Source organism: Neobacillus sp. GCM10023253 (genome assembly GCF_042653105.1).
In the GTDB taxonomy this organism is placed as follows: domain Bacteria; phylum Bacillota; class Bacilli; order Bacillales; family Cytobacillaceae; genus Neobacillus; species Neobacillus citreus.
Genome location: NZ_JBHSHV010000009.1, coordinates 84,841 through 109,551 on the forward strand (window position 1 = coordinate 84,841; position 24,711 = coordinate 109,551).

The following is a 24,711-nucleotide window of genomic DNA, read 5'->3' on the forward strand; positions in this document are numbered from 1 at the left end:
TTAATACATTATATAATTATTAATATAAGGCTTTTCAACAGGCCCATTAACAGAGACAATTAATAAAAAAAATTGCCGAGAAAAATACCCTTTCTCGACAATTAGACAGGCCGGATTTTGATCCGGCTTATTCTAGTTTAATATTTTAACTGTAATTGTTTTACGTCCCCATTTAAGTGCATCTTGTTCTGAAGGGATAAACACATCAATTTCATGTCCATTAATTCCCCCGCCAATATCACCTGCAATTGCTTCACCGTATCCCTCAACATATACCTTGCTTCCAAGTGGTATGACTGCTGGATCTACTGCAATCACTTTTGCATTTGGGTTAGCCTTTATATCTATACCCGTTTTGGTAATGCCGGAGCAGCCTTCACATGAAGCTGTATAAGCAGTGGCATCTACAGTGATCTCCTTTGGTTGATTTTGATTTACAACCGGCTGTGCATCGATGGTGTTGTTATTATTATCATTTGTAGTTGCTTCGACAGCATTATTATTTTGATTGTTATTGTCAGGCGTTTCAGCAGACGCCTTATTTTCGACAACAGGCTGTTCCTGTGGTTTGCTGTTATCCTGCTGGCTAACGGCTATTTCAGGTTTGTCTTGTATTGGTGCAGCAGTTTCTGGTTTCTGCTCATTGTTCTCCACAACTTTTGGAGCAACAATCTGTGTTTCCGGACTAATAATCGTTTCATTTGCTTTAGCGACTGATTCTTGAATGTGATTAGCACTGTCCCAGAAAGTATCTGTTTTGTTAACAATCAATTGTTTTTCACTTTGTAACATTGGAATATCATTTAGAGTTGATATTTTCATCCAATCATCAAAAGTTTGCACATTTGTAATATTCATTATTGGCTGTTCTTTTAAAGAGTCCACTTGAGGCACTGCCAGCGCTGCAGCATGTGCATGCACCCCAAAACCCGCTGATAATCCAATAGCTGCAATGAATGTTTTTATTTTAAAAATCATTTAACTACCTCCTATGTTCCCATCGAAGCATGTCTAAGGTAATCTTAACATGGTTTCTTAACAGAAAAAGAACAAGGAGATGTTAATTCATTAACAAGAATGGCAGTTATATTACAATAGCATTTCTAACGCATCAGAACCTTCCAGTCTGTCCATGATTTGGCGATACAGGAAAAAAAGAATAGTGGATTGCTCATTTCCACTATTCTTTATTACTTATTTAGCTTAATCGCTCAATCGCTACGGCACAAGCTTTATATTCGGCTGTTCCCGAAATCGGATCATATTCATTTAAAGTTAATACGTTAGTCGGTGTTTCGCTCCAGTGAAAACTCATAAAGACAAGCCCCGGTACAACCTGTTCTGTAATTTTGGCTTTTACTTGAAGGTCTCCTCTTCGTGAACGGACTTGGACGACTTCCCCATCGACTATTCCAAGAGATTTGGCGTCTTCAGGATGGATATCAACAGTCTCTTCAGTCTGTTTTATTTTCACTCCCGCAGCGTAATGCCGAGTCTGTGTATGCGTGTTGTACGACTCATAACGTCTGCCTGTCGTCAACGTAAAAGGATACTCTTCATCCGGTGGCTCCATAGGCGGTGTATAATCGACAGGCACAAAAGGAGCTTTTTTAGAAGCCGCTTCGGTTTGATGGAACCTTTCATGCATAATAAATGTACCCGGGTGGTTTTCATCTGGACAAGGGTAATGAATGCTGTATTCCTTCTCCAGTCGCTCATACGAAATGCCCCCGTACATTTCCCATGCGATTTTCCTGACTTCATCCCAAATTTCTTCGCTCTTGTTATAATGCATTGGATAACCCATCAATGTCGCCAGCTCGCAAAGAATGACCCAATCTTCCTTTGTATTCGGACCTGGCTCGACTGCCTTACGTACTCGTTGGATCCGCCGGTCCGTGTTTGTGTAAGTCCCTTCGACTTCACCCCAGGAACGGGCAGGAAGCACAACATCAGCCATTTTCGCGGTTTCAGTCAGAAAAATGTCCTGAACGATTAATAAATCCAGCTTTTTCAACAATGTTTTTGTATGGTTCATATCAACATCGGCGAGAAGTGGATTTTCCCCAATCACATAAAGTCCTTTTAGCTCTCCCATCTCAAGCCGATCAAATGTCCTGGTTTGGGTGTCGCCCGCCTGGGGATTTAGGGTAATATTCCATTCCTTTTCATAACGTGCTCTGTATTCATCATTAGTTAAGCTCATTGCTCCTGCCAATTGATTTGGAAGACAGCCCATGTCACCAGCACCTTGAACATTATTTTGTCCCCTTAGCGGCATAATTCCGGAGCCTGGCTTTCCAATGTTCCCGGTTAAAAGGGCAAGATTGGCAATGTCGAAAACATTGTTCACCCCACAGTGATGTTCGGTAATTCCTAGTGTATAAGCAATCATCGAAGCGCTCGCATTTGCATAGTCCCTGGCAGTGGCCACGATTTCTTCCGGGGCAAGACCTGTGATCTTGGCCGAATATTCCGGTGTATATAGCTCAACCTGATTTGCCAGTTTATCAAAATCAATTGTAAATTGCTCAATAAATTTTTGATTATAAAGACCTTCCTTTAGAATTACCCGAATCAAGGCATTTATTAGGGCAATATCAGTGCCTACATTGATTTGCAGGTGGCGGTGGGCCACTTTTGTCATTTCTATTTTTCTTGGGTCGACGACAATGATTTTGAGGCCGGCTTTTGCTGCTTTTTTCATGCGATTAGCGATAATCGGGTGTGCCTCTGTCGTGTTAGAGCCCATTAGGAGTAATACCTCTGCTTTGTCGATATCCTCCAAAGTGTTTGTTGGGAAACCGCTTCCAAAAATAGTTGCCAGACCGGCAACGCTTGGCGCATGTCACGTTCGGTTGCAGCCGTCAATATTGTTACTGCCAATAACCGTCCTCATAAATTTTTGTGTTACATAATTTGATTCGTTTGTGCTTCTCGCACAAGCGAACATGCTGATGGCATTTGATCCCCACTTGCTTTTTACGTCGGAAAGTTTGCTTGCAATAAATTGATAAGCTTCTTCCCAAGTAGTTTCCACCAGTTCCCCGGCCCTTCTTATTAAAGGTGCTGTCAGCCGGTTTTTGGCATGGACATACTCATAGGCAAATGCACCTTTGACACAAGTTTGTCCTTTGTTAACCGGTGCTTCCTTGTCACCGCGGATTTTGACGATTTTATTATCCTGAACCTCTAGGACTAATCCGCAGCCTGTACCGCAATAGCCGCAAATTGTCTTGACTAAATTTGCTTCACCCAAAATGCTCCCTCCCTGTGATAACTAAACTATCTATATAATCATATTAATCTAATTATTACATTTACGGCTTCCTTTTTTGCAAAAAATTTTGTCTATTTTTCAAAAAAGAAAAACGGAAGATAGGCTCTTCCGTTTTAGGCTGTTTTTGCCGGCAATAGAATATTGAATGTTGTTCCCTTGTTTGGTTCACTTTCTACAAATACTTTCCCGTTATGGCTTTCTATAATTTTAAAGCTGACCATTAACCCTAGTCCATTTCCATTTTTCTTGGTAGTGAAAAAAGGTTCTCCGAGCTTTTTCAGCTTTTCTTTTGGAATGCCAACACCGGTATCTTGAATGGATATTTGCACATTGTTCTCATGAATCACCGTTTTAACATGCAGATCCCCGCCATTCGGCATGGCCTCTATACCATTTTTTATAAAGTTTAAAAAGACCTGCTTCAAACGATTTTCATCACATTCTATCTGGATTATTTCCTGATTGCAGTTAAACATCAGACGGACGTTTTTCTTACGCGCCTCAAACTCAAGCAGTGAAACCACATTCTTGATAACCGGTACAACATTCTTTTCTTCTAATTCCACTGCCTTCGGTTTAGCCAAGACCATGAAGTCCTCGACAATGGTATTGACGCGCTCAATTTCATCTAAAATAATATTCAAAAATTCAAGGCGTTCAGGATCTTGCTCATCTAACTGCAAAAATTCCGTGTAACCCTTCATAGATGTCAGCGGGTTGCGGATTTCATGTGCAACGCCGGCAGCTAATTGCCCAACCGCGGCAAGCTTATCCTGCCGGTGGAGGACTTCTTCCGTCTTCTTGCGTTCTGTTATATCATTGCGGATCGCCAAATACTGATATGGCTTCCCCTGTTCATTGAGAAATGGAACGATCGTGGTATCGACCCAATAAAAAGTTCCATCCTTCGCTTTATTGCGGATTTCCCCTTTCCAAACCTTTCCTTCCCCAATCGTTTTCCATAGGTTTTTGAAAAAGTCCCTGGAATGGTAACCGGAATTCAAGATATTATGGTCCTTTCCAATGATCTCTTCCCGGCTGTATTTGGATATCTCACAAAACTTGTCGTTTACGCTGGTAATTTTCCCCCGTGAATCTGTAAAGGCAACAATCGAAGACTGGTCCAAAGCAAATTTAATATCAGTGTTTTCCTTCATTGTTTCTTTTAAATGTCCCTCAGCACGTTTCCGGTCTGAAATATCGGTCCGAATCGCTACATATTGATACGGCTTCCCGTGACTATTTAAAAAGGGAACAATCGTTGTATCCACCCAATATAGGCCTCCATCCTTGGCACGGTTGCAAATCTCTCCGTGCCAAACATTACCTTGGCCAATTGTTTTCCACAAATCTTTAAAAAAGTCTTTTGAATGGTATCCGGAATTTAAAATGCGATGATCCTGTCCGATCAATTCATCCCGGCAGTATTTCGAAATCTCACTGAATTTATCATTAACAAATGTAATAATACCTTTTGAATTGGTTATCGCTACAATGGATGATTGATCTAAAGCAAAGGTAATATCTTTTACTTCTTTAATTGATTCCTTTAAGTTGAAATCGGATGTGGCTAGCTGTTTGCTAATTAAGGTACTTGAAACAATAAGTCCCGCCATTATAAGGACGGAAACAAACAGCACCAAATAAGTAAAAAACAGACTATCTGGAGCAGAACTATTAACCATATTGTTATCGGTGATAAATAGTGTCGATTTCTTTAATAAAATATGTCCCTCGGCAATCGCCGCAGTTAAAATAATCGAACTTACCGGCTTTAGCCAAACTTGATTTTCAGTCGGAAAATTCCTTACAGAAAACAAAATCCAAAAGGAAAAGAAGAAGGCTGCGAACATTAACAGTCCAGAAAAAGCAAATAAAAGGAAATGATATTTAATTGTCACATTCATAGAATAAATGCCTATAATATGGATGGAAAAAACGGCTATTGTTAGTAATGAACTGCCAGCAAGCAGATGTGACATCTTAATTTCTTTTCCAAACAGCGGAAAAAACGCCATTCCAGTAAAGGCAACTCCAATAAATATGGAAAGAATCGTTAATGGAATATGGTAGTTAGCAAACAGAGTACTATTTGTCGTTAATAATCCAATAAAATTAGTTACCCATACTCCAATTCCCATTGAAAGTGTGCCGCCTATAAAAAGCAGCCTTTTATTTTGATCTGAGGACCTAATTAAGGAAAACATGTCTAAGGCCGTATAAGAAGCCATAAAGGTTAGTCCAACAGCAATTATAAAAAGATAAGGATGAAATTCTCCTAAAAATGCATTCATTAACGTGCATTCCCCCATTTAACCTATTTCTACTATGATTGTAATGGAAAGTAAAATGTTAGGAAAGATAAATTTTTGTTTAATTTACCCTAAATTAAATCCTACATAAATAATCATTAATAAACTTACTTGTCCGGGATAAAAGACTTATTTTTAAAAAAATTTAACTTTTTTAGAAAAAAGGCTACACATTTTTAATTTTTTTGTTTATACTGTACTATAACAAGAGGGATTAAAATAAACTGTATTAATAAAGGAGGAGTTTTAAATGTTAATGAGTCCGGTTGAATTTTTTCGTAATCTGCCTAAAAAGGAATGCCCTGAGTGTGGTCAGCATATGGAGGAGCAAGCTGAATCTTACCTAATGGAATGCGATCGCTGTTTATCCAAAAAAGCAGAATAAAAAGAGGGAAACTTTTATTTTTGACTATTCTGTACTACAACAAACAACAATAAAAATAACTGTACTATAAAGGAGATGTTTAATAATGTTAATGAGCCCAGTTGAATTTTTCCGTAACCTTCCTAAAAAAGAATGTCCAGAATGCGGTCAGCATATGGAAGAGCAAGCTGAATCTTACCTAATGGAATGTGACCACTGCCTATCAAAGAAAGAAGAATAACAAAAACTCTCCGGACGGACCGGAGAGTTTTTTCCGTTTTGGTCAAAAATAGGGAAGCATAGAAGCCAATTGGAATGCAAAACCTGTACGTAAGGAGATGATGAAATGGCAAAGAAGGAAGATTATTTGACAACCGCTCCAAAAGAAAAAACCATTACCATTAATAATGGGGCCATCTATCCAAATTTAAAAAATGTTCCCGGTGATTCGGTCGATGAGCATGAATTTCTTAAAGAAGCCAATTCAATTATTGCCGCCGGTGAAATCGGCCAGCAAAATGAAAATTTGTAGAAGATATGGGTATAGATAAAGACTGTCATCAGCAAGACAGTCTTTGTCACGAAACTTATTATATTTTCGGAAGCTCACGAATTTCCTGTATCATTTCATTACCACACATTGGGCACAGTAAATCGTCAGATACAAAATCCTTTCTCATCCAGCCTATACATGAATTATCCATGCATGAAAAAATTTCAGTATCAACAAGAATTGTTTCCATTTCTTCTTCTTTTGCACGTTTACCAAAAAAAATCGGAACCGCCTCCTTTTCCTTTAGTATGTCCAAAATTAGCCTTTTCATTTCTTCATTTTTCTTTTTCATTTGGAGGACTTAAAATGAACTTAAATCAGAAGCGTTATTCGATTGTTGGAACAGATATTGAAGAGGTAAAACGTCTAAACAGCCAGTCAGGTTTAAGCTATAACGAAGTAAAGCAGCTGCTGGCTAAACAATATTTACAGAATAAAAAATGATAATAGAGGCTGTCTAATATGGGTACCTTTTAGACAGCCTCTTCGAGGTTTTAAGAATTATCGTTATTCTGAATGTTCAATTATAATTTCGTCATCATGTCTTTTTGAAAGAATTTTGCTTTTTTTGCGATTTTCTTTCGTTTGAAAGATAATATCGAAATCATAATCGTCGGGATATAATTCATTTGCGGCAATATATAGCTTCATCCTTTTATGGTTAACCGATACTTTTTCACCCTTTATCTGGACAATATAATTTCCTTGCTGATCTGGTCCTTTATAAACAATCCCAAATTCATTTCCCGGTGTGATTTTTACATTGTCCCCCTGCTGGTATAAAGGCACTTGTTGGACAGGTTTTACAACTGGCTTTTTGTCTTGGTGTTTGTTGATGATAACCTGTTTTTCCATATCCTTAAGCTTCCAATCGTCCGAAACAGGAGAAACATAGGTTTTTTCTTCTTTATACGTTACGCTATGCGCTTTTTCAATGATTTTCGGGTGGATTCCCAACTGCAAAGCAATCTCAAAGGCCTGGCTTTCCCCCCCTTTCCCTATCATTAAACGGTAGGTTGGACTTAAGCTCTTAAGATCAAACTCCATTGACCCATTTATAAATCCTGGATGCTGTTCGGCAAGATCTTTTATTTCACTATAATGGGTGGTGGCCAAAATCACGGCCCCCTTTTCGTAAAGAGTTTCAAGAATGGCTGTTGCCAGACCCATTCCCTCACCCGGATCTGTGCCGGAACCAAGTTCATCTATTAAAGTTAATGTGCGATTGTTTGCATTCTTTAAGATTTCAATGATATTAACGATTCTGGAACTGAACGTACTTAAATTTTCGGCAATACTCTGACCGTCCCCAATATCAACTAAAATAGCTTGAAAAATACTAATATTACTCTTTTCATCTGCAGGTATATGAAGTCCGCATTGGGCCATTAATGTGAGCAGCCCAACCGTCTTGATGGTAACTGTTTTCCCGCCCGTATTCGGACCCGTAATAATTAAGGCTCGTTTATTATCCCCCATACTAAAAGTCAACGGTACAGCTTTTTCACCTAACAACGGATGCTTTGCCTCAATTAATTCCATATCACCAGTGTCATTCATTCTCACCTTGGAGCCATGAATGGAACGGGAATACTTTGCTTTTGCAAACAAAAAATCATAGTGAACCATTGTTTCGACTGCCAGCCGAATTTGCGTTTCATATTGCTCCACCAATCCAGTTAGACGGCTGAGAACTTTTTGTACCTCGGTCTCTTCATCGGCTATAAGCCAGCTAAGTTGATCTTGGAATATAGCAATATCCTCAGGTTCAATAAACAATGTTGCTCCTGATGCCGATGTATCCAAGACTGTCCCTTTAATTTTGGTCCGATACTCCTTTTTTATCGGTATCACAAATCTTCCATTTCGCTGACTGACAACCTGTTCCTGTAAATATGGCTTATATTTATTTGACCTTACCAGCTGCATGGTTTTTTCCTTCAGGCGCTCCTCCTGAATGGCCATTTGCTTCCTAATTTTTAATAACTCCTTGCTGGCATAATCGTCCACTCTGCCATTATGGATACAGCGATTAATTTCATTGGCAAGCTCCGGCAGTTCTTCAATTACATGGACATAGGACGCAACTCTTGGTGCAAAATATTCCTTATCCTTCATATATCTTCTCATCTTTCCGCAGCTATCCAAGAAATCGTACAGCTTCATTAACTGGTCCGGACGGAAGACCACTCCTTTATTTAAGTTGGAAAGCATCTGTTCCATCCCATCAAGTCCATGGACAGGAACACTTGCACTTTTTTTCAGAATCTCGACGGCTTCCGTAACCTCATCAAGCCAAGCCTCAATTTGCTTCTTAATAGAAGAAGGTGTCAGGCCCGCAATTTTCGCTTTTCCTTCCTTTGTCATGGCAAAGCCTGCAATAGTTTCTTTTATTTGTTTAAATTCCAATACATTAAAGGTATGCTGATTCAACTTATATTCCTCCCAAAATAAAAATAGCCGCAATGAACAATGTCATTGCGGCAAATGAAAATTACAACAAAATAAACCAAAATAAAAACTGTCTACACGAGTGTACACAGCTACATTGATTTATAAAATGTATGCTTATGGCTGCCCATTGTTCTTAACCTCATTCCTTGCCCATACTCAAATAACCCTTTCTTGTTATCAAAAAAACAAGAAGGCGGCCGGAATGAAAATATCCAATTAGTTGGATTAGTTAAGAACGACACCTAACATAAAACATACTCCTTTTATTAAGAAAACTTAATTTCAACTTCAGATTATTACATTTGGCATGAATTGTCAATATTATCATAGCCCATTTTTTGTTCACAAAATATCCATATCATTTTTGTGAAAACTTCTTTATCTTATTGTTAGGAGGGAATCGTGATGAAAAAAATCTACCTTATTTGCAGTTTAGCCATATTTATCGGTATTGCTGCCGGCATTTCCTATTTTCTTATTCGGGATGCAAACACCAAAATTCCAGGCAATGTTACATTAATCAATCAAAATGGTGATAAATATACATTCGGCAAGGATCAAAGAAAATTAAAGCTCATTGAATTCATTTACACACACTGTCCTGATGTCTGCCCGACCACGACGCAAAAGATGGCCGCTTTGAAAAAGGATTTAGAAAAAAGCGGGGTATTCGGCAAGGATATCGAATTCATTACGATTACGATTGACCCCTATCGTGATACTCCAGAAGTATTGTCCAATTATATGAAGGGGTTTGGAATTGAAAATAGCAAAGACTGGGTATTCCTAACCGGGGATAAACAAAATATTAAAAATGAGCAGAAAAAGATCAGGGAGATTGGTGAGGCCTTGCAATTCCAATATAAAGACCCTGGAAACGGACAATTTGTCCACACCACATTCACTTACTTAATTGACGAAAACAATAAATTTGTTGCCAAATTTCCGATGGGCGATGGTTTTAATCGCGAAGAAGTTAAAAATAAAATAATGGATAAAATTAATTAGTATAAAAAAAGCGGTTAGTCCCTAGGATTAATCGCTTTTCACTACATATATTATTTAACAACAGATGAAGGATATTTTTTTAATTGCTGCAAAGATAAATGATAATTGGACTTTGGTTTCGTTAAACTCGCTTTAATACCTGCTTTTTTAAGCTTGTTTACGAGTTCTGCGAGCTGTTTTTTGGCCACACAATTCACCCTCTTTTAACTGCATCTTACGATAATTTTACAACAAAAATATGAATAAAGTGTGAAAACAAAAAAATTTTTTTAGAAAATTTTTCTTTTTACTACTTTACTTCCCCACAAAACTCAAAAAAATGATGCATTTTCCCCCAAAGATTTTTTTGTGAAATTCGCTCTTTTCCCTTATTAATGGTATAATACAAAGCAATATGTTTTTTTGGAGGATGCAAGAATGATTACTGTAAGTAATGTAAGTTTAAGATACGGAGACCGAAAGCTTTTTGAAGATGTGAATATTAAATTTACTCCCGGCAATTGCTACGGTCTCATCGGGGCGAACGGTGCCGGAAAATCTACCTTTATAAAAATACTCGCTGGAGAAATTGAAGCGCAAACGGGTACAGTCCAACTAGGACCGAACGAGCGGATGGCGGTTTTAAAGCAGAACCACTTTGAATATGAGGAACATGAAGTTTTAAAAACAGTTATCATGGGTCACACCAGACTTTATCAGGTAATGCAGGAAAAAGACGCCATTTATATGAAAGAAAACTTCACGGATGAGGACGGCATGAAAGCTGCTGAACTCGAGGGTGAATTTGCCGAGTTAAACGGCTGGGAAGCTGAATCTGAAGCGGCCATCCTGTTAAAAGGTCTGGGAATTGGCGAAGAGCTTCATTATAAAAAGTTGGCTGAATTAACAGGTGCTGAAAAGGTAAAAGTCCTTCTTGCACAGGCCCTATTTGGCCAGCCTGATGTATTACTTTTAGACGAGCCAACCAACCATCTGGATATTAAGGCCATCCAATGGCTTGAAGAATTCCTGATCAATTTTGAAAATACAGTGATTGTTGTATCCCATGACCGTCACTTCTTAAATAAGGTTTGTACCCATATTGCGGATTTAGACTTTGGCAAAATCCAAATCTATGTCGGCAACTACGACTTCTGGTATGAATCCAGTCAATTAGCTTCAAAAATGGCGCAGGACGCCAATAAGAAGAAAGAAGAAAAAATTAAAGAGTTGCAAAGCTTTATTGCCCGTTTTAGTGCGAATGCTTCAAAATCCAAGCAGGCAACATCACGGAAAAAGCTATTGGACAAAATTACACTTGATGATATTAGACCATCTTCAAGACGATATCCATATGTCGGCTTTACCCCAGATAGGGAAATTGGTAATGATTTGTTAAGAGTAGAAGGGCTGACGAAAACAATCGAAGGCGTGAAGGTACTTGATAACATTAGCTTTATCATGAACAAGGGAGACAAAATCGCCCTTGTCGGAACAAATGAAACAGCCAAAACAACACTCTTTAAAATATTAATGGGTGAAATGGAAGCTGACAGCGGTACCTTTAAATGGGGAATCACCACATCTCAAGCCTACTTTCCAAAGGATAACTCGGAATACTTTGAGAATAGCGACTTAAATCTTGTTGATTGGCTTCGTCAGTTTTCACCAAAAGATGACAGTGAAAGCTTCCTACGTGGATTTTTAGGAAGAATGCTATTTTCCGGTGAAGAAGTTTTAAAGAAATCAAGCGTCCTTTCCGGAGGAGAAAAAGTCCGCTGTATGCTGTCCAAAATGATGCTTAGCGGAGCAAATGTCTTGCTCTTAGATGAGCCAACCAACCACTTGGATTTGGAGTCTATTACCGCTCTAAACAATGGATTAATTAATTTTAAGGGATCCATGCTGTTTGCTTCCCATGACCATCAGTTTATCCAAACGATTGCCAACCGCATTTTTGAACTAACACCTGCTGGATTGGTCGATAAGCAAATGTCTTATGATGAATACCTAGAGAATACTGATATACAAAAACAAGTAGCAGAGATGTATAAATAATTAGAAAAGTGGAAGCGCCCGTTTAGCGGCGTATGGCCTGGAGCGCATCGACTGAGATAAAGGAAACACGGAGAGCGAAGCGATCCGATGTTGACTTATCGTAGGGAGATGAGCGAAGGACAATAGCCGCTGGGCGCTGGAACTGGACAAATAAGAGGCTGTCAAATGGCAGCCTCTTATTTCATTATTACATTTGTTTCTGCTTTTTCCTTGAAGATGGCTGCATTCTGGAGCCAGTTTCTGTTGTGGTCGTTCCCTGTCCTTCTACTTCTGGTGAAGCCAACCCTATGGTTGAAGGGTCGGCTTTCTTTTTACTGCGTTTGCCCATAGTACACCTCCCATTTTAGCTTTTGAAAGATTATCCCCTGTTATTCGGAATATTTCTGTCAAACTTAGGCAACATAATGATTGAGGAGGTGTTTGTATGGCAAGGGTTGGAGTAGAACAATCTCTTACAAATGTTCAAGATGCTCTACGTGCAAAAGGATATGATGTTGTCGAACTCAAACAGGAGTCTGACGCCCAAAATTGTGATTGCTGTGTCGTTACCGGCCTTGATTCGAACGTTATGGGAATGGCTGATACCGTTACGAAAGCACCGGTTATTGATGCAAACGGTTTGTCTGCTGATGAAGTATGCCAAGCGGTTGAAAGCAGACTTCAATAATGTTAACACAAAGACTAAAGGACTCCTCTTTAGTCTTTTTTTAATGGTCTTTTGGTTTAATATTTACCTTGGGTCCATTCGGTTTTTCTTGCTTCTTGATTCTTTCCTCTTTAGCTTCGGTTACTTTATCGTCTTCATCTCCGGTGAAATTTGGTGTAAATTCACTGCCGTATGTGGCACCTATGTTTAATTTTCCTTTCAATTCTTTAATCCCAAGCTGTCCGAAGTTATTATTCAATTCATATTTATCCAGAATAATTTTTTCGATATTTATTTTTTCGATTATTATAGGGGGATCCTTTGTTTTCACGGTTTCATCAGGCTTGTTTTGTGCCTTTAAGTCCCGCAGCGTTTGTTCCAATTCTTCTATATTTCTCTCTAAGGAAGTTATTTTTTTTCGGAGTTCTTTATCATAATCATTTTTGCGGAAAATAAGGAATAAATTTTTTATTGACATTGGCCTAAAACGCTCCCTTATTTTTAACCTTACTTTATTTATATGGAAAACACTGCTTATCAAGTCCTATTTTCATAAAAACCTGTTATTCAATTGGGATAATTTCGCCCTTTTGTACGAATCGTTGATAACTGACTATTAATAAGCCATTCCAGAATTTAGCGCTGATATCCTGCGGATTTACGGTATCAGGTAAGGTAATCTGCCGATTGAATTCACCGTAAAACCTTTCCGAATAAGTATATTTCAAATGTGGATGAACAGGCAGCGCTCTTCCTTTGACGGTGAGAATATTGCCATTAAGCCCTAATTCTATGTTTTCTTTTAAGACACCAGGGAGCTCGATAACTACCATTACCTCCTCTTCCCCTTCCATTAAATCAATTGCAGGGAACGTTCTCTCGCTTTTCAGATCGGTGCCGGGCTGCTGCCGGTTTGAATGGGCATTAGGTGTCTTAAAAGGCGCTTCATTCATAAATTGTTGGGCAAATTCTTGGTCAAAGATATTGTTCCAGAAATCCCCGCCCTGCATATTTTTAGCCATCTCTAGCCATTGTTTCAACTTTTCCATATCCATCAATCCGCACCCCCTCTCCCCTAATCTAGGGAAGCAAAAAACAAAGCCTTACTTCATCATACTTAACTGAAAGTTATTTTAATCCTTAATTTCCTCATAAACATTAGGGAATTGCATATATTTAAAAGCAATTATAAGGAGGAGATGACATGCCCACTCCCGTTCCATATATTAATATAAATATATTTATGATTAAAATTAATTCCTTTGAAAATGCTTCCGCCGTAAATATTGGCCAAAACCTGCTGGCTGAGTGGCATAATTCCGACAAGAAAAATCAAGGCTACGGCCAAAATTTTGGTGATAAGAGTGATTTCTTTGGGAATAGGAGCTTTGTCGATGACCGAGATCAAATTGATTCCCCGAGCTCCTTCGATTCAGGCGCCCAGCAGCTATTGGCCAAAGACAAAGATGATCTATAAAAACTGCAATTTGGCAGTTTTTTTGTTTTATATCTTTTATGAATTGGAAGCTTTCGCTATAATGAGGGAATAATCAGCCGTTCGAGAGGAAGTATTTTATCTACTATGCTTAATGAATTTTGGCCCCCAATTTTATTGTCACTGAAAGTGGCCACAATTTCTGCCCTACTGGCACTAATCTTTGGTATTTTATTCGGCAGGTTATTTGCTGATAAACATTTTAAAGGAAAAATGATCATAGAGACCCTGATGCTGCTGCCTATTGTTTTGCCGCCTACCGTTATTGGCTTTTTATTAATTTTCTTTTTTGGAAAAAATAGTCCGGCAGGTGCTTTTATCGAAACCCTTTTCGACAGCTCCATCATTTTTACACCACTGGCAGCGATTATTGCCTCCACTATTGTTGCATTTCCGTTAATGTACCAATCTGTAAAAACTGGATTTCAAGCCGTGGACAAGGATATCGAAGAGGCTGCGAAGATGGACGGGGCAAGTGATTTTAATGTTTTTTTACAAGTAACTCTCCCACTATCAGTAAAATCGATTGTTTCCGGATTCATACTTAGCTTTGCTAGAGCATTGGGGGAATTTGGCGCCACGCTCATGTTTGCCGGCAATATCCCTGGGAAAACCCAGACGGCTCCCACTGCTGTATATGTTGCAATGGAAACAGGCAATATGAAATTAGCTTGGCTGTTAGTCATTTCAATGATCTTCATCTCTTTTTTAATGCTATTGACAACCAATTTAACACAAAGAAAGCCATGAAACTAAAGCATTTCATGGCTTTCTATATTCATCTACATTTTACCTGTTATTTTTTTCCCGGCACCTATTAAAACGGCAGCAGCCGCAACTATAAAAATCCAAAAGTATGATGCTGCATATTCCTGCTTATTAGTGGATTTACTTGATTTTAAAGAAGTTTTCACAGGTTTTGGTTCTTCCTTTTGTTTTAACTGAGCCACCTGAAGAACCTGACCATTTGGATTTTCAATAGATAACCGGCCGGTACTGTCGACTTTTTTTACAATTCCACTTTTATCCTCCGTTACAAGGAGATCTCTATCCAATAGAAATTCCTGATCGCCGCTCTTATAAACTTCCCCATGTTTTAGGGTGGAATGGACATATTCATTAAATCCATAATCAAACAGGATGGCTGTATCATCATATTTGTCTCTTTTTTGGTCTGATTTTAGGACAATCACCGTTAATTTTAAATTCCCATTATCGGCAGTGGTGGCCAAAGTTTGTTTCGATACTGTGGTATATCCTGTTTTCCCCCCGGTTATTCCCGCGTATGGAAGTTCGCCTTTTAGCATAAGATGATGAGTGATTAGGTCAGTATTCCAGGACTGGCCCTCCCAATGTAATCTTTTTGTTCCAAAAATCTCGGCAAATTGAGGATTCTTCATGGCATAGTTCGTAATCAATGCCAAATCCATTGCAGTTGTATAATGATTGTCATCGTGAAGGCCGCTTGGATTTGTAAAGTGCGTATTTTTAACCCCAATAACTGTTTTTAAATATTCATTTATATGTTCCGCAAAAAGGTCAACACTGCCGTCAATTTGTTCCGCAATCGCCACTGCGGCGTCATTCCCTGAATTGATCAGCATCCCTTGAATTAGTTTTTTTAGCGGTACTTGTTCACCTTCCACTAAGTAGACCCTTGTACCATCTTGTCTAACAGCATTGGCACTGACTGTCGCAATACTGTCTAAGTCCCCTTTTTCAATGGCATAAATAGCTGTAGCGATTTTCGTAACGCTGGCAGGATACATTTTTTCGTCCGCATTTTTCCCGTAGAGAACAGCATTCGTTTCAGTATCTAAAAGCACCGCTGATTCACTTTTTAATGGCAGGTCCCCAGTCCCTTCTGCAAAGACGGGAATTTGGTTTAAAAATAAGAACAAGACTATTATAAGAATTAAAATCCATTTACTCAATGACAACACCCTATCCATGACTAATTACCTAATTGATTTTACCAAATATTTATAGATATGAAGAGTCCTTTTTGGAAATTTATATAAAAAAAAGCGGCAGACTCATTGTCCCAGCCACTTTTCATTATCTATGCCCTTCTCTTCGAAATCAACAGGGTAATTTGTGCCATAATAAACGGAAGAGAAGATTTTTTCCGATAGGCTAAATATTTCGGTTCCCAAATATTTGTATATTTTTCTTTGAATTTTCTTAAGCCTTGAAAATGATAGAAAAAATGACCGTGCAGGAAAATCTGCGCCGCAATTTTCTCACTTAAAAAAGAAAACCTGGAAAGGCCAACATTCGCCAATGGGGCCATACCCATATTAAATCGCCGGTACCCCTGTTCCTTCGCCCAATCCATTAAGGAGAGAAACAGAAAATCCACGCTACCTGATTCTACATCCGGACGGAATCTCATTAAATCCACTGAAATAGTCTGGTTATCATCATAAACATACATCATGCTCATGAAGCCAATAATTCTACTATTACGATCCTTTACAAGTGCAATAGGAGCCTTATTTAGGTAAGCTTCATCAAAGAATCCCAGCGAATATCCCTTTTCTTTGCTTCCCTGTAGCCAATCATTTGACACTTCACGCAGTTCATTTAAAAGTTCACTGGAATGAGGCGGATTTACCAATTCGTAACGAAAATTTTCACTGGTAAATTTGTTTTTAATGGCCCGTAATCCTTTCATTTTGCTTCCAGCCAATGAAAATTCCCGCAATTTCACAAAGGCCTCTTCCCCCAATTTAAAAAAGGCAAATCCATGGTTATAAAGGTATGGAAGCATTTCTTCACTAACCTGATAGAATACAAGCGAAAATCCATACAGGTCAGCAATTTCCTGAAATTCTTCAATGGCGGAAGATAGATCATTTAGTTCACCAATTGGATCACCAAGGATCACCAGTTTATCCGCATATTTTTGAAATGAAATCATGACATTTCTTTTTTTGTTCCAGAAAATATATTTATCGTGCAAGAAAATCAGATGGGACAAGACTTTCCCCTGATATTTATGTAAATGCTGAACGATTTCCTGTTCTTGTGTCAACGATGATTCAAATTTCCATTTTTTCGATAAGCTGTTGAGATAGCCAATGGCAAGGATTGAAACAGCAATAAACAACCCAATTCCCGCACTCATAAATAAATCGTGATAATCGATAATGACATATGGCAATAATTTTGCAGGCAGCGCCAATTTGGCATCCGGTAAATTTAAATAGCCAATGATGATATACATCGATGTAATGATTACAATTAATGCAATATCAAAGAGTGTTCTTCCCCAGGTTAATACATAGCTTTCCCGATAGAACTGCCCTTTCGAAACTCTAAGTAGGATGGCGACAATAATTAAGAAGATGGCTTCTTCATAATCAATCCCTTTAAAAATGGAAAACAGTGCTGCAAGAATTAAGGCTGCCATTGTTAATTCATATGTCCGTTTCACTCTATATTCAATGCCTCGCGATAATCCTAACAGCAAAAATCCAGCAGCAACAGAGAGTTGATGGGAAACATTAATAATCGGAAACGATAACAGTTCCTGGGCAATTTTAAGCCTCGACATAATCCCCGGCACACTTGCAGATAAAAGCAGGATAAGCCCTGATAGAAACACTAGCATAGTCAAAATGACGTGGCTAAATACCTCTAATATCGCGTTAGGTAAATTATTCCACGACTGGTTCCATCTTTCCCAATAAAGCTTCACAAAAAAAATGAGGCTCACGATAAACGGCAGTAAGTAATAGCCTACCCGATACAAAAGAAGGAGAACGAGGACTTTTTCCTCGGCCATATGAAATTCCTGCATCCCCCAAATAAAAACTAAATCAAATGAGCCAAGACCGCCCGGTATCATACTGATGATTCCTGCACAAACAGCGGCAATATAGACAGGAAAAAGATCTTCGATTCGGATTGAGATACCCAGAATTCTGGTCAATAGATAAATAGCAAAAAAGACAGCGATCCATTCAACAAAAGAAACCCCAATGAGCTTAGTTCCCTCTTTTACCGTAATCAAAGATTGCTTGCCCTTTTTAGCGTTCATTCTATGTATCATTAAAAAGACCGGTAGATAAAGGGCGACACCCAACACAGCAAAATAAAGCCATTTGGTATCGACAAACAGAGGAAACTTCCGGAACCAAAGTGCCGCTGCCCACGATAACAATGAGATGCCTGCCAAATAAAATAGGGAAACTGTTGCTATAACACTAAGTAATCTCCGCTTATCCTGTTCAAGTTTGTGAAAAAAGTACGTTCTTAACGCTGCCCCGATTAACCCGCCGAATCCGATTAAATTAGAAAAGGAATTGGCAATAAACGATTGCTCTAACAATTCTTTTTTTGGGACCTTTGCCCCTAAAATCCGAACTAAAATCACATCATACAAAAGCATCGGTAATACAGCCGAAAAGGTAATGCCAATGATAAGCAGCAGCGTCAAAAAATTGAGTTGATTTAATTCTTTTTCTAGCAAATGAACATCTAAATTTCCCACAAACTTTTTTATTTCAAATATTGCAAAAATCAATAAAAGCAATGGGAATAAAAATTTTACAATCTTAAAAATTTTATCCTTCTGATAACCCTTCAAAATAATCACCTAGTATTCATATCATCCCTGATTTTACTATAAACGTTTATGAAAGAAATACAAAGCAATTTCTTACTTTCTTGCGGTGACTTATTACAAGTGTAGACATTTTATCGAACGTTCAACCATCTGGTCAGAGGCAATTCGAAAATTCAGGAAAAAAAGTAGACAAGTTTTCCCACCTATCCGGCATATGAATAAACTAGGACAAATATTAGAGGGGGGTTATGCTTGTGAAATTTTTAATATTAAAAAAAGAAACACTTCTATTCGTTTTAGCTGTGGGTATTATGCTTGCTGCAATTTCATCTTGGTTTCTATTAAAAGCTGGGGATGCTGCGGTCTTTAATCAGAAGGCAGATGGGAAAATACGAGAAATCCATATGGTGACAGTTGAATACAAATCCAAAATGAAAAACGGGAAAGATATTGAGGCCTATCGTTGGGATCCGAGTCAAATCATTATAGAAAAAGGAGAAAAGGTTAAATTGTATATAACCGGCATTAACGGAGAAGAACATCCATTCTATATTGAAGGTACAAATATCAAGGGGACTGTAAAAAAAGGGGAAGAAACAATCGTTCCACTTCAATTTTCCAAGGAGGGTACCTATCGCTTAATTTGCGAAGTTCATTCCAATCGTGCCCATAATGGTCCAATGATTGCTGATATTATCGTAGATTAAAACAGGAGCATTTTTCTCCTGTTTTTTTATGCTGTTCACTAGTAATCACTATTTAGGTGCTGTTATTGTTGAATCGTTCTTATATAACAGGCGGTGTTTGTTATATAAATAAAGTGAAACAGTTTATAAACATGTTCATAATTCGTTCAAATTCTCCATAAAAAACCCCACAAATTCTTCATTTCACAATATCTTAACATTTATCCCTTATTTCAGATTGTTAACCTGTTATACTTTAAGTGTAGAAATAATAGCCAATCTGTTATATAAATTTTTATTTCATTTAGAGGTGAAAAAACATGGAAGCATGGAAGGCTTTTACAAAAGGGACTTGGACAAAAGAAGTTAACGTACGTGACTTTATTCTAAAAAATTACTCTCCATATGAAGGTGATGACCGCTTTTTAGCCGGTGCTACAGATTCGACAAATAATCTATGGCAGCAAGTAATGGAATTGACGAAACAGGAAAGAGAAAATGGCGGAGTCCTAGAAATGGATACGGAGACCGTATCAACCATCACTTCCCATGGCCCAGGCTACTTGGATGAAGATCTTGAAAAGGTAGTCGGCGTGCAGACAGATAAGCCATTTAACCGCTCTCTTCAGCCATTCGGCGGAATTCGTATGGCTAAACAGGCTTGTGAAGCATATGGCTACAAATTAAATCCAGAGATTGAAAGAATTTTTACCGAATTCCGAAAGACACATAACCAAGGTGTTTTCGATGCTTATACGAGTGAAATGATTTTAGCCAGAAAAGCAGGGATTATTACCGGTCTGCCGGATGCGTACGGGCGCGGTCGAATTATCGGGGATTACCGCCGTGTTGCTTTATATGGTGTCGATTTCTTAATGAAAGAAAAACAAAAAGATTTCAATAGCACTAGCAAAGTAATGACTGAAGATAATATCCGGCTGCGCGAAGAGCTTTCTGAGCAATACCGGGCCTTGAAGGAACTTAAAGAACTGGCAGCAAGCTATGGATTCGATATTTCCGGACCAGCAAAGAATGCCGCCGAGGCCTTCCAATGGTTATACTTTGCCTATTTAGCAGCCATTAAAGAACAAAACGGCGCAGCGATGAGCCTTGGCCGTGTCTCCACCTTCCTTGATATTTATATCGAAAGAGACTTACAAAACGGTACCTTATCAGAGGTAGAAGCTCAAGAACTAGTTGACCATTTTGTAATGAAGCTCCGTCTCGTCAAATTTGCGCGTACGCCGGATTACAATGAATTATTCAGCGGTGATCCTACTTGGGTAACAGAGTCTATTGGCGGTATGGCTATCGACGGCCGCCCGCTTGTTACAAAAAACTCGTTCCGGTTCCTGCACACCCTTGATAATCTTGGTCCTGCTCCAGAGCCAAACTTAACAGTACTATGGTCCGTACTGCTTCCTGAAAATTTCAAGAAGTATTGTGCGAAAATGTCCATTAAAACTAGCTCTATTCAATATGAAAATGATGATATCATGCGCCTTGAATATGGTGATGATTACGGGATTGCCTGCTGTGTATCCGCCATGGAAATCGGCAAGCAAATGCAGTTCTTCGGTGCCCGTGCCAACTTGGCAAAAGCACTGCTATATGCCATCAACGGCGGTGTCGATGAAAAATTAAAAAAACAGGTAGGACCAGAGTATCGGCCGATCTCTTCAGATATTTTGGATTTCGATGAGGTCATGCAAAAGTTCGATCAAATGATGGAATGGCTCGCCGGCCTATACATTAATACGTTGAATGTCATTCACTATATGCATGACAAATATAGCTATGAGAGAATTGAGATGGCTCTGCATGATACGCAGATTATTCGGACGATGGCAACTGGTATCGCTGGTTTAAGTGTAGTTGCCGACTCGCTCAGCGCGATAAAATACGGCAAGGTGAAAGTGATTCGCGATGAAAACGGCCTTGCTGTTGATTTTGAAATAAGCGGCGATTTCCCTAAATACGGAAACAATGATGACCGTGTAGATAGCATTGCCGTTGGAATTGTAAAAAGCTTTATGAAAAAGCTGCGTAAGCATCAAACCTATCGCAACTCTGTTCATACTTTATCAATATTAACCATCACTTCTAACGTGGTTTACGGTAAGAAAACAGGTAATACACCAGATGGCCGCCGCGCTGGCGAACCGTTTGCACCAGGAGCAAACCCAATGCACGGACGGGATACAAAAGGGACATTAGCATCACTCTCCTCTGTTGCCAAGCTTCCATACAGCTATGCAATGGATGGTATTTCCAATACATTCTCCATCGTTCCGAAAGCATTAGGTAAGGAAGAAGAAAGTCAAATTTGCAACCTAGTGTCCATTTTAGATGGTTATGCCATTAAAGCAGGTCATCATTTAAATATAAACGTCTTTAACAGGGAAACACTTTTAGATGCCATGGAGCATCCGGAGCTTTATCCGCAATTAACAATCCGCGTATCCGGATATGCTGTTAACTTTATTAAGCTAACAAAAGAACAGCAGCTTGATGTAATCAATCGCACCTTCCATGAATCGTTGTAAAAAAGAATAGAGGCTGTCCCCTTCAGCCTCTGCTTTTAATGAGAGGAGAATCATCATGAACGGAAACATTCATTCTATTGAAACATTAGGAACCGTAGATGGGCCAGGAATCCGCTATGTCATTTTTACACAAGGCTGTCTGCTGCGCTGCCAATTTTGTCATAATGCCGATACTTGGGAAATCGGCACCAGAAAGGAAATGACAGTTTCCGAAATCATAGATGATTTGGAATCCTACCTCCCATTTATCCAAGCCTCAGGAGGCGGCATTACCGTCAGCGGGGGTGAACCCCTCCTGCAGGTTCCTTTTCTCATTGAACTATTTAGGGAATGTAAAAAGAAAGGAATCCATACAACCATCGATTCCTCCGGGGGCTGCTTTTCCCATTCCAAGCTGTTCATCGAACAGCTTGAAGAACTGTTACTTTACACCGATCTAATATTGCTAGATTTGAAACATATAAACAGGAAAAAACATATCCAGTTGACCGGTATGGCCAATGACCATATTCTCGAGTTTGCCAAGTTTTTGTCAGACCGAAATGTCCCGATTTGGGTTCGTCACGTTTTAGTTCCATCTGTAACTGATGAACCGGAAGACTTGAAGAATCTTGGCGAATTCATTGGAACACTTGCAAACGTTCGAAAAATTGAAATTCTTCCTTACCACAAACTGGGCGTTTATAAATGGGAAGCGCTCGGCCACGAATACCCTTTAAAGGATGTGGAACCGCCAAGCGAAGAGAAAGTTGATCTTGCCTATACGATGTTAACTGCACATTGGCAAAAACCTAAAGAACACTAATTCCTTCCGGGAGTAAGTGTTCTTTACTTTTCATGAACATTTAGACCCAAACATTAACATCACAACAATAATTGATTATTTGGCTATTCTCTTATATACTCATATCATTGGTTACCTGATGCGAGGTGAAATGTTTGTTTCAATTATTAATCGATCATTCGGATATTAATACCTTAACAGCCCTTTATATGAGTCTTTATCTAGGACTGGTTTTAAAAAATTTGTGGGCTTTGGGTGTAGATTCCTCATCAATTGGTTCGCTTTCGAACCCATACGGCTCAAAAATTATTCACCCGCTGTTTTTTTATAAGAAAAAAAGCAGTTTAACGATTAGTATTATTTTAATAAGAATCGTTAAATTTATCCGAAGAAAAGCGTGTTTCCGGGACGATGATTCTGAAAAGCCAATTTCCTTCTTATTCTCTACTTTATACTAAATCATACCTTTAGGAGGAAATATGAAAAAACATAAATCATCGTTACTATTAATTATTCTATCTTTTTCTGTATTACTATTATCTGCATGCTCTTCCCAGCAAAGCGGGAAAAATGATGGTTTCTTCCATACGTACTTTGTTGAACCATTTGCAAAAATTATTCACTTCTTCGCAGAAGTTTTTGGCGGAAACTATGGATTAGCAATTATTTTCGTAACTTTGATCATCAGGCTTGTGTTAATGCCATTAATGCTAAGACAATATAAAAATCAAATGCATATGAAAGAAAAAATGGATGCCTTAAAGCCTGAGATGGATGCAATTCAAAAGAAGATGAAGGCCGAAAAGGATGCAAAGAAAAAACAAGAACTGCAAGCTGAAATGATGGGTCTATATCAAAAGCATGGTGTTAACCCATTAAATATGGGCTGCCTTCCAATTCTTATTCAGATGCCGATATTAACAGGCTTTTACTATGCAATTCGCGGCTCCCAAGAAATTGCTTCTCATAAATTTTTATGGTTTAGTTTGGGGCATCCTGATATCGTTATCACTATCATTGCAGGGGTTATTTATTATTTCCAATTTAGAGTTTCTCAGTCAACCATGCCAGAACAGCAGCGTCAACAAATGAAATTTATGGGGTTAATGTCCCCGCTTATGATTGTCATGTTCTCTTTCAGTGCACCTGCCGCTCTGCCGCTTTACTGGGTTGTTGGGGGAACGTTCCTGACTGTTCAAACCTTGATTAGTCAAAAGCTCTATGCAAAAAAACCTGCAGAAGCGCAGGCAAAATAATCTATTCTTTAAAGGAAGCATCGACACAGATGCTTCCTTTTTTCATTGGATAGTTTATTTCCATGTTTGGCAACCTAATTTTGTACAACCTATAAAAAAGGAGTGCAAAAAAGTGAAATTGAGACTGTTCTTTACTGCTACTATCATGTTTAGTCTCTGCCTAGTTGGCTGTGCGCGAAATGATGTGAATGACGATACCGCCACCCGCAATGAGATAAATCCAGCCAAAGTAAATTATAATATTCCAAATCACGGCGGGCCGGCCATTTCAGGTGTTGATGTCAGCGATCAAGAATTGGATAGAAATATTAACAAACAAGATATCCGTGGGACAAATGTGCAAAGTACTACGGGTTCCAAAATGCGTGTTGCCGAGGAAGCAGCCCGCAAGGTATCGGACCTGCCTGAGGTAAATCACGCCAATATTATCGTCTCGAATCATAATGCTTATGTTGCCGCAAAACTGAACCGTACGGCACGAAATGGACTTACAGCCAATGTCAAAGATACAATTTCTAGAACAGTTAAATTAGTGGATCCAGATATTGATAACGTCTATGTTTCCGTTAATCCAGATTTTTATGAACGAATGAATCGTTTTGAAAGAGACGTTCGGAAAGGTCGGCCAGTTTCCGGTTTATTTGACGAATTTACAGATACCATCCGACGTGTATTCCCGGATGCAAAATAGAAAAATGCCTGGCTTAAAGTGCCAGG

The 24,711-nt window shown here is 38.8% G+C and carries 26 protein-coding genes; 15 read left to right on the forward strand and 11 right to left on the reverse strand.

Annotated features, from left to right (window positions below; all coding sequences use genetic code 11):
- Positions 1 to 132: 132 nt before the first annotated feature.
- The 3 genes from ACFPA1_RS13150 to ACFPA1_RS13160 form a co-directional block, all read right to left on the reverse strand.
- Entirely contained in the window at positions 133 to 978 is an 846-nt protein-coding gene (locus tag ACFPA1_RS13150) for a 3D domain-containing protein (protein WP_378583570.1), read from the reverse strand.
- A 220-nt stretch (positions 979 to 1,198) separates the two neighbouring features.
- Positions 1,199 to 3,259 (reverse strand): formate dehydrogenase subunit alpha, encoded by a 2,061-nt coding sequence (gene fdhF, locus ACFPA1_RS13155; RefSeq protein ID WP_378583572.1) that lies wholly within the window; start codon positions 3,257 to 3,259, stop codon positions 1,199 to 1,201.
- A gap of 134 nt (positions 3,260 to 3,393) precedes the next feature.
- Positions 3,394 to 5,574 (reverse strand): PAS domain S-box protein, encoded by a 2,181-nt coding sequence (locus ACFPA1_RS13160; protein WP_378583575.1) that lies wholly within the window; start codon positions 5,572 to 5,574, stop codon positions 3,394 to 3,396.
- A 268-nt stretch (positions 5,575 to 5,842) separates the two neighbouring features.
- Here ACFPA1_RS13160 and yhfH (ACFPA1_RS13165) point away from each other — a divergent pair, with 268 nt between their 5' ends.
- From yhfH (ACFPA1_RS13165) to ACFPA1_RS13175, 3 genes are all read left to right on the forward strand, one after another.
- Complete coding sequence (gene yhfH, locus ACFPA1_RS13165) at positions 5,843 to 5,977, forward strand: protein YhfH (RefSeq protein ID WP_213120552.1); 135 nt, start codon at positions 5,843 to 5,845, stop codon at positions 5,975 to 5,977.
- A gap of 85 nt (positions 5,978 to 6,062) precedes the next feature.
- Entirely contained in the window at positions 6,063 to 6,197 is a 135-nt protein-coding gene (gene yhfH, locus ACFPA1_RS13170; RefSeq protein ID WP_213145188.1) for a protein YhfH, read from the forward strand.
- Between the two features lie 105 nt (positions 6,198 to 6,302).
- A complete protein-coding gene (locus ACFPA1_RS13175) occupies positions 6,303 to 6,488 on the forward strand; it encodes a hypothetical protein (RefSeq protein ID WP_213145187.1) in 186 nt (61 codons plus the stop codon).
- 58 nt (positions 6,489 to 6,546) lie between these two features.
- Here ACFPA1_RS13175 and ACFPA1_RS13180 read toward each other — a convergent pair whose 3' ends face one another.
- Entirely contained in the window at positions 6,547 to 6,801 is a 255-nt protein-coding gene (locus tag ACFPA1_RS13180) for a cold-inducible protein YdjO-related protein (RefSeq protein ID WP_241113955.1), read from the reverse strand.
- A gap of 14 nt (positions 6,802 to 6,815) precedes the next feature.
- Here ACFPA1_RS13180 and ACFPA1_RS13185 point away from each other — a divergent pair, with 14 nt between their 5' ends.
- Positions 6,816 to 6,953, forward strand: a complete 138-nt coding sequence (locus ACFPA1_RS13185; protein ID WP_213145186.1) for a hypothetical protein — start codon at positions 6,816 to 6,818, stop codon at positions 6,951 to 6,953.
- A gap of 63 nt (positions 6,954 to 7,016) precedes the next feature.
- Here ACFPA1_RS13185 and ACFPA1_RS13190 read toward each other — a convergent pair whose 3' ends face one another.
- Complete coding sequence (locus tag ACFPA1_RS13190; protein WP_378583578.1) at positions 7,017 to 8,942, reverse strand: endonuclease MutS2; 1,926 nt, start codon at positions 8,940 to 8,942, stop codon at positions 7,017 to 7,019.
- Between the two features lie 426 nt (positions 8,943 to 9,368).
- Between ACFPA1_RS13190 and ACFPA1_RS13195 the strand changes: the two genes are divergently transcribed.
- On the forward strand, positions 9,369 to 9,971 hold the full coding sequence (locus ACFPA1_RS13195; protein WP_378583581.1) for an SCO family protein: 603 nt from the start codon (positions 9,369 to 9,371) through the stop codon (positions 9,969 to 9,971).
- 50 nt (positions 9,972 to 10,021) lie between these two features.
- Here the strand turns inward: ACFPA1_RS13195 and ACFPA1_RS13200 are convergent, their stop codons facing one another.
- Positions 10,022 to 10,159 carry a hypothetical protein gene (locus ACFPA1_RS13200; protein ID WP_213145184.1) on the reverse strand — a complete coding sequence of 46 codons (138 nt, stop codon included), beginning with the start codon at positions 10,157 to 10,159 and terminating at the stop codon, positions 10,022 to 10,024.
- Between the two features lie 229 nt (positions 10,160 to 10,388).
- On the opposite strand from ACFPA1_RS13200, the gene ACFPA1_RS13205 reads away from it, so the two are divergent.
- A complete protein-coding gene (locus tag ACFPA1_RS13205; RefSeq protein WP_213145183.1) occupies positions 10,389 to 12,008 on the forward strand; it encodes an ABC-F family ATP-binding cassette domain-containing protein in 1,620 nt (539 codons plus the stop codon).
- 187 nt (positions 12,009 to 12,195) lie between these two features.
- Here the strand turns inward: ACFPA1_RS13205 and ACFPA1_RS13210 are convergent, their stop codons facing one another.
- Complete coding sequence (locus tag ACFPA1_RS13210) at positions 12,196 to 12,336, reverse strand: YuzL family protein (protein ID WP_213120545.1); 141 nt, start codon at positions 12,334 to 12,336, stop codon at positions 12,196 to 12,198.
- A gap of 96 nt (positions 12,337 to 12,432) precedes the next feature.
- On the opposite strand from ACFPA1_RS13210, the gene ACFPA1_RS13215 reads away from it, so the two are divergent.
- Positions 12,433 to 12,675, forward strand: coding sequence for a YkuS family protein (locus ACFPA1_RS13215; protein WP_213145182.1), 243 nt, complete (start codon positions 12,433 to 12,435; stop codon positions 12,673 to 12,675).
- A gap of 40 nt (positions 12,676 to 12,715) precedes the next feature.
- On the opposite strand, the gene ACFPA1_RS13220 is transcribed toward ACFPA1_RS13215, so the two are convergent.
- Together ACFPA1_RS13220 and ACFPA1_RS13225 are read right to left on the reverse strand one after the other, a co-directional pair.
- Positions 12,716 to 13,132, reverse strand: coding sequence for a hypothetical protein (locus ACFPA1_RS13220; RefSeq protein ID WP_241113954.1), 417 nt, complete (start codon positions 13,130 to 13,132; stop codon positions 12,716 to 12,718).
- Positions 13,133 to 13,217: 85 nt separating this feature from the next.
- Entirely contained in the window at positions 13,218 to 13,709 is a 492-nt protein-coding gene (locus ACFPA1_RS13225; RefSeq protein WP_213145181.1) for an Hsp20/alpha crystallin family protein, read from the reverse strand.
- A 149-nt stretch (positions 13,710 to 13,858) separates the two neighbouring features.
- On the opposite strand from ACFPA1_RS13225, the gene ACFPA1_RS13230 reads away from it, so the two are divergent.
- Together ACFPA1_RS13230 and modB are read left to right on the forward strand one after the other, a co-directional pair.
- Positions 13,859 to 14,131 carry a hypothetical protein gene (locus tag ACFPA1_RS13230; RefSeq protein WP_213145180.1) on the forward strand — a complete coding sequence of 91 codons (273 nt, stop codon included), beginning with the start codon at positions 13,859 to 13,861 and terminating at the stop codon, positions 14,129 to 14,131.
- Between the two features lie 105 nt (positions 14,132 to 14,236).
- Positions 14,237 to 14,899, forward strand: coding sequence for a molybdate ABC transporter permease subunit (gene modB, locus ACFPA1_RS13235; RefSeq protein WP_213145179.1), 663 nt, complete (start codon positions 14,237 to 14,239; stop codon positions 14,897 to 14,899).
- A gap of 32 nt (positions 14,900 to 14,931) precedes the next feature.
- On the opposite strand, the gene ACFPA1_RS13240 is transcribed toward modB, so the two are convergent.
- Together ACFPA1_RS13240 and mprF are read right to left on the reverse strand one after the other, a co-directional pair.
- Positions 14,932 to 16,092, reverse strand: coding sequence for a D-alanyl-D-alanine carboxypeptidase family protein (locus tag ACFPA1_RS13240; RefSeq protein WP_378583626.1), 1,161 nt, complete (start codon positions 16,090 to 16,092; stop codon positions 14,932 to 14,934).
- Positions 16,093 to 16,211: 119 nt separating this feature from the next.
- The gene (mprF, locus tag ACFPA1_RS13245) at positions 16,212 to 18,752 is read right to left on the reverse strand and encodes a bifunctional lysylphosphatidylglycerol flippase/synthetase MprF (RefSeq protein WP_241113952.1); all 2,541 of its coding nucleotides are present in this window, start codon (positions 18,750 to 18,752) and stop codon (positions 16,212 to 16,214) included.
- 224 nt (positions 18,753 to 18,976) lie between these two features.
- Here mprF and ACFPA1_RS13250 point away from each other — a divergent pair, with 224 nt between their 5' ends.
- The 6 genes from ACFPA1_RS13250 to ACFPA1_RS13275 all read left to right on the forward strand — a co-directional run bounded on the left by ACFPA1_RS13250 (position 18,977) and on the right by ACFPA1_RS13275 (position 24,685).
- Entirely contained in the window at positions 18,977 to 19,429 is a 453-nt protein-coding gene (locus ACFPA1_RS13250; protein ID WP_213145176.1) for a cupredoxin domain-containing protein, read from the forward strand.
- A 299-nt stretch (positions 19,430 to 19,728) separates the two neighbouring features.
- Positions 19,729 to 21,954: a formate C-acetyltransferase gene (gene pflB / locus ACFPA1_RS13255; RefSeq protein WP_213145175.1), complete on the forward strand. Its 2,226-nt coding sequence runs from the start codon at positions 19,729 to 19,731 to the stop codon at positions 21,952 to 21,954.
- 55 nt (positions 21,955 to 22,009) lie between these two features.
- Complete coding sequence (gene pflA / locus ACFPA1_RS13260; RefSeq protein WP_378583589.1) at positions 22,010 to 22,759, forward strand: pyruvate formate-lyase-activating protein; 750 nt, start codon at positions 22,010 to 22,012, stop codon at positions 22,757 to 22,759.
- Positions 22,760 to 22,893: 134 nt separating this feature from the next.
- A complete protein-coding gene (locus ACFPA1_RS13265; RefSeq protein ID WP_241113951.1) occupies positions 22,894 to 23,196 on the forward strand; it encodes a hypothetical protein in 303 nt (100 codons plus the stop codon).
- Between the two features lie 21 nt (positions 23,197 to 23,217).
- Positions 23,218 to 23,994 (forward strand): membrane protein insertase YidC, encoded by a 777-nt coding sequence (gene yidC / locus ACFPA1_RS13270; RefSeq protein ID WP_213145173.1) that lies wholly within the window; start codon positions 23,218 to 23,220, stop codon positions 23,992 to 23,994.
- Between the two features lie 112 nt (positions 23,995 to 24,106).
- A complete protein-coding gene (locus tag ACFPA1_RS13275; protein WP_378583593.1) occupies positions 24,107 to 24,685 on the forward strand; it encodes a YhcN/YlaJ family sporulation lipoprotein in 579 nt (192 codons plus the stop codon).
- Positions 24,686 to 24,711 lie beyond the last annotated feature (26 nt).

What these genes read in the sequence shown, in the direction of transcription:
- ACFPA1_RS13195 (WP_378583581.1), top strand. Translation starts at nt 9,369, where the DNA reads ATGAAAAAAATCTACCTTATTTGCAGTTTAGCCATATTTATCGGTATT.
- ACFPA1_RS13175 (WP_213145187.1), top strand. Translation starts at nt 6,303, where the DNA reads ATGGCAAAGAAGGAAGATTATTTGACAACCGCTCCAAAAGAAAAAACC.
- yhfH (WP_213145188.1), top strand. Translation starts at nt 6,063, where the DNA reads ATGTTAATGAGCCCAGTTGAATTTTTCCGTAACCTTCCTAAAAAAGAA.
- ACFPA1_RS13205 (WP_213145183.1), top strand. Translation starts at nt 10,389, where the DNA reads ATGATTACTGTAAGTAATGTAAGTTTAAGATACGGAGACCGAAAGCTT.
- yhfH (WP_213120552.1), top strand. Translation starts at nt 5,843, where the DNA reads ATGTTAATGAGTCCGGTTGAATTTTTTCGTAATCTGCCTAAAAAGGAA.
- ACFPA1_RS13160 (WP_378583575.1), bottom strand. Translation starts at nt 5,574, where the DNA reads ATGAATGCATTTTTAGGAGAATTTCATCCTTATCTTTTTATAATTGCT.
- yidC (WP_213145173.1), top strand. Translation starts at nt 23,218, where the DNA reads ATGAAAAAACATAAATCATCGTTACTATTAATTATTCTATCTTTTTCT.
- pflA (WP_378583589.1), top strand. Translation starts at nt 22,010, where the DNA reads ATGAACGGAAACATTCATTCTATTGAAACATTAGGAACCGTAGATGGG.
- ACFPA1_RS13180 (WP_241113955.1), bottom strand. Translation starts at nt 6,801, where the DNA reads ATGAAAAAGAAAAATGAAGAAATGAAAAGGCTAATTTTGGACATACTA.
- ACFPA1_RS13210 (WP_213120545.1), bottom strand. Translation starts at nt 12,336, where the DNA reads ATGGGCAAACGCAGTAAAAAGAAAGCCGACCCTTCAACCATAGGGTTG.
- ACFPA1_RS13220 (WP_241113954.1), bottom strand. Translation starts at nt 13,132, where the DNA reads ATGTCAATAAAAAATTTATTCCTTATTTTCCGCAAAAATGATTATGAT.
- ACFPA1_RS13215 (WP_213145182.1), top strand. Translation starts at nt 12,433, where the DNA reads ATGGCAAGGGTTGGAGTAGAACAATCTCTTACAAATGTTCAAGATGCT.
- modB (WP_213145179.1), top strand. Translation starts at nt 14,237, where the DNA reads ATGCTTAATGAATTTTGGCCCCCAATTTTATTGTCACTGAAAGTGGCC.
- ACFPA1_RS13225 (WP_213145181.1), bottom strand. Translation starts at nt 13,709, where the DNA reads ATGGATATGGAAAAGTTGAAACAATGGCTAGAGATGGCTAAAAATATG.
- pflB (WP_213145175.1), top strand. Translation starts at nt 19,729, where the DNA reads ATGGAAGCATGGAAGGCTTTTACAAAAGGGACTTGGACAAAAGAAGTT.
- ACFPA1_RS13230 (WP_213145180.1), top strand. Translation starts at nt 13,859, where the DNA reads ATGCCCACTCCCGTTCCATATATTAATATAAATATATTTATGATTAAA.
- ACFPA1_RS13185 (WP_213145186.1), top strand. Translation starts at nt 6,816, where the DNA reads ATGAACTTAAATCAGAAGCGTTATTCGATTGTTGGAACAGATATTGAA.
- ACFPA1_RS13150 (WP_378583570.1), bottom strand. Translation starts at nt 978, where the DNA reads ATGATTTTTAAAATAAAAACATTCATTGCAGCTATTGGATTATCAGCG.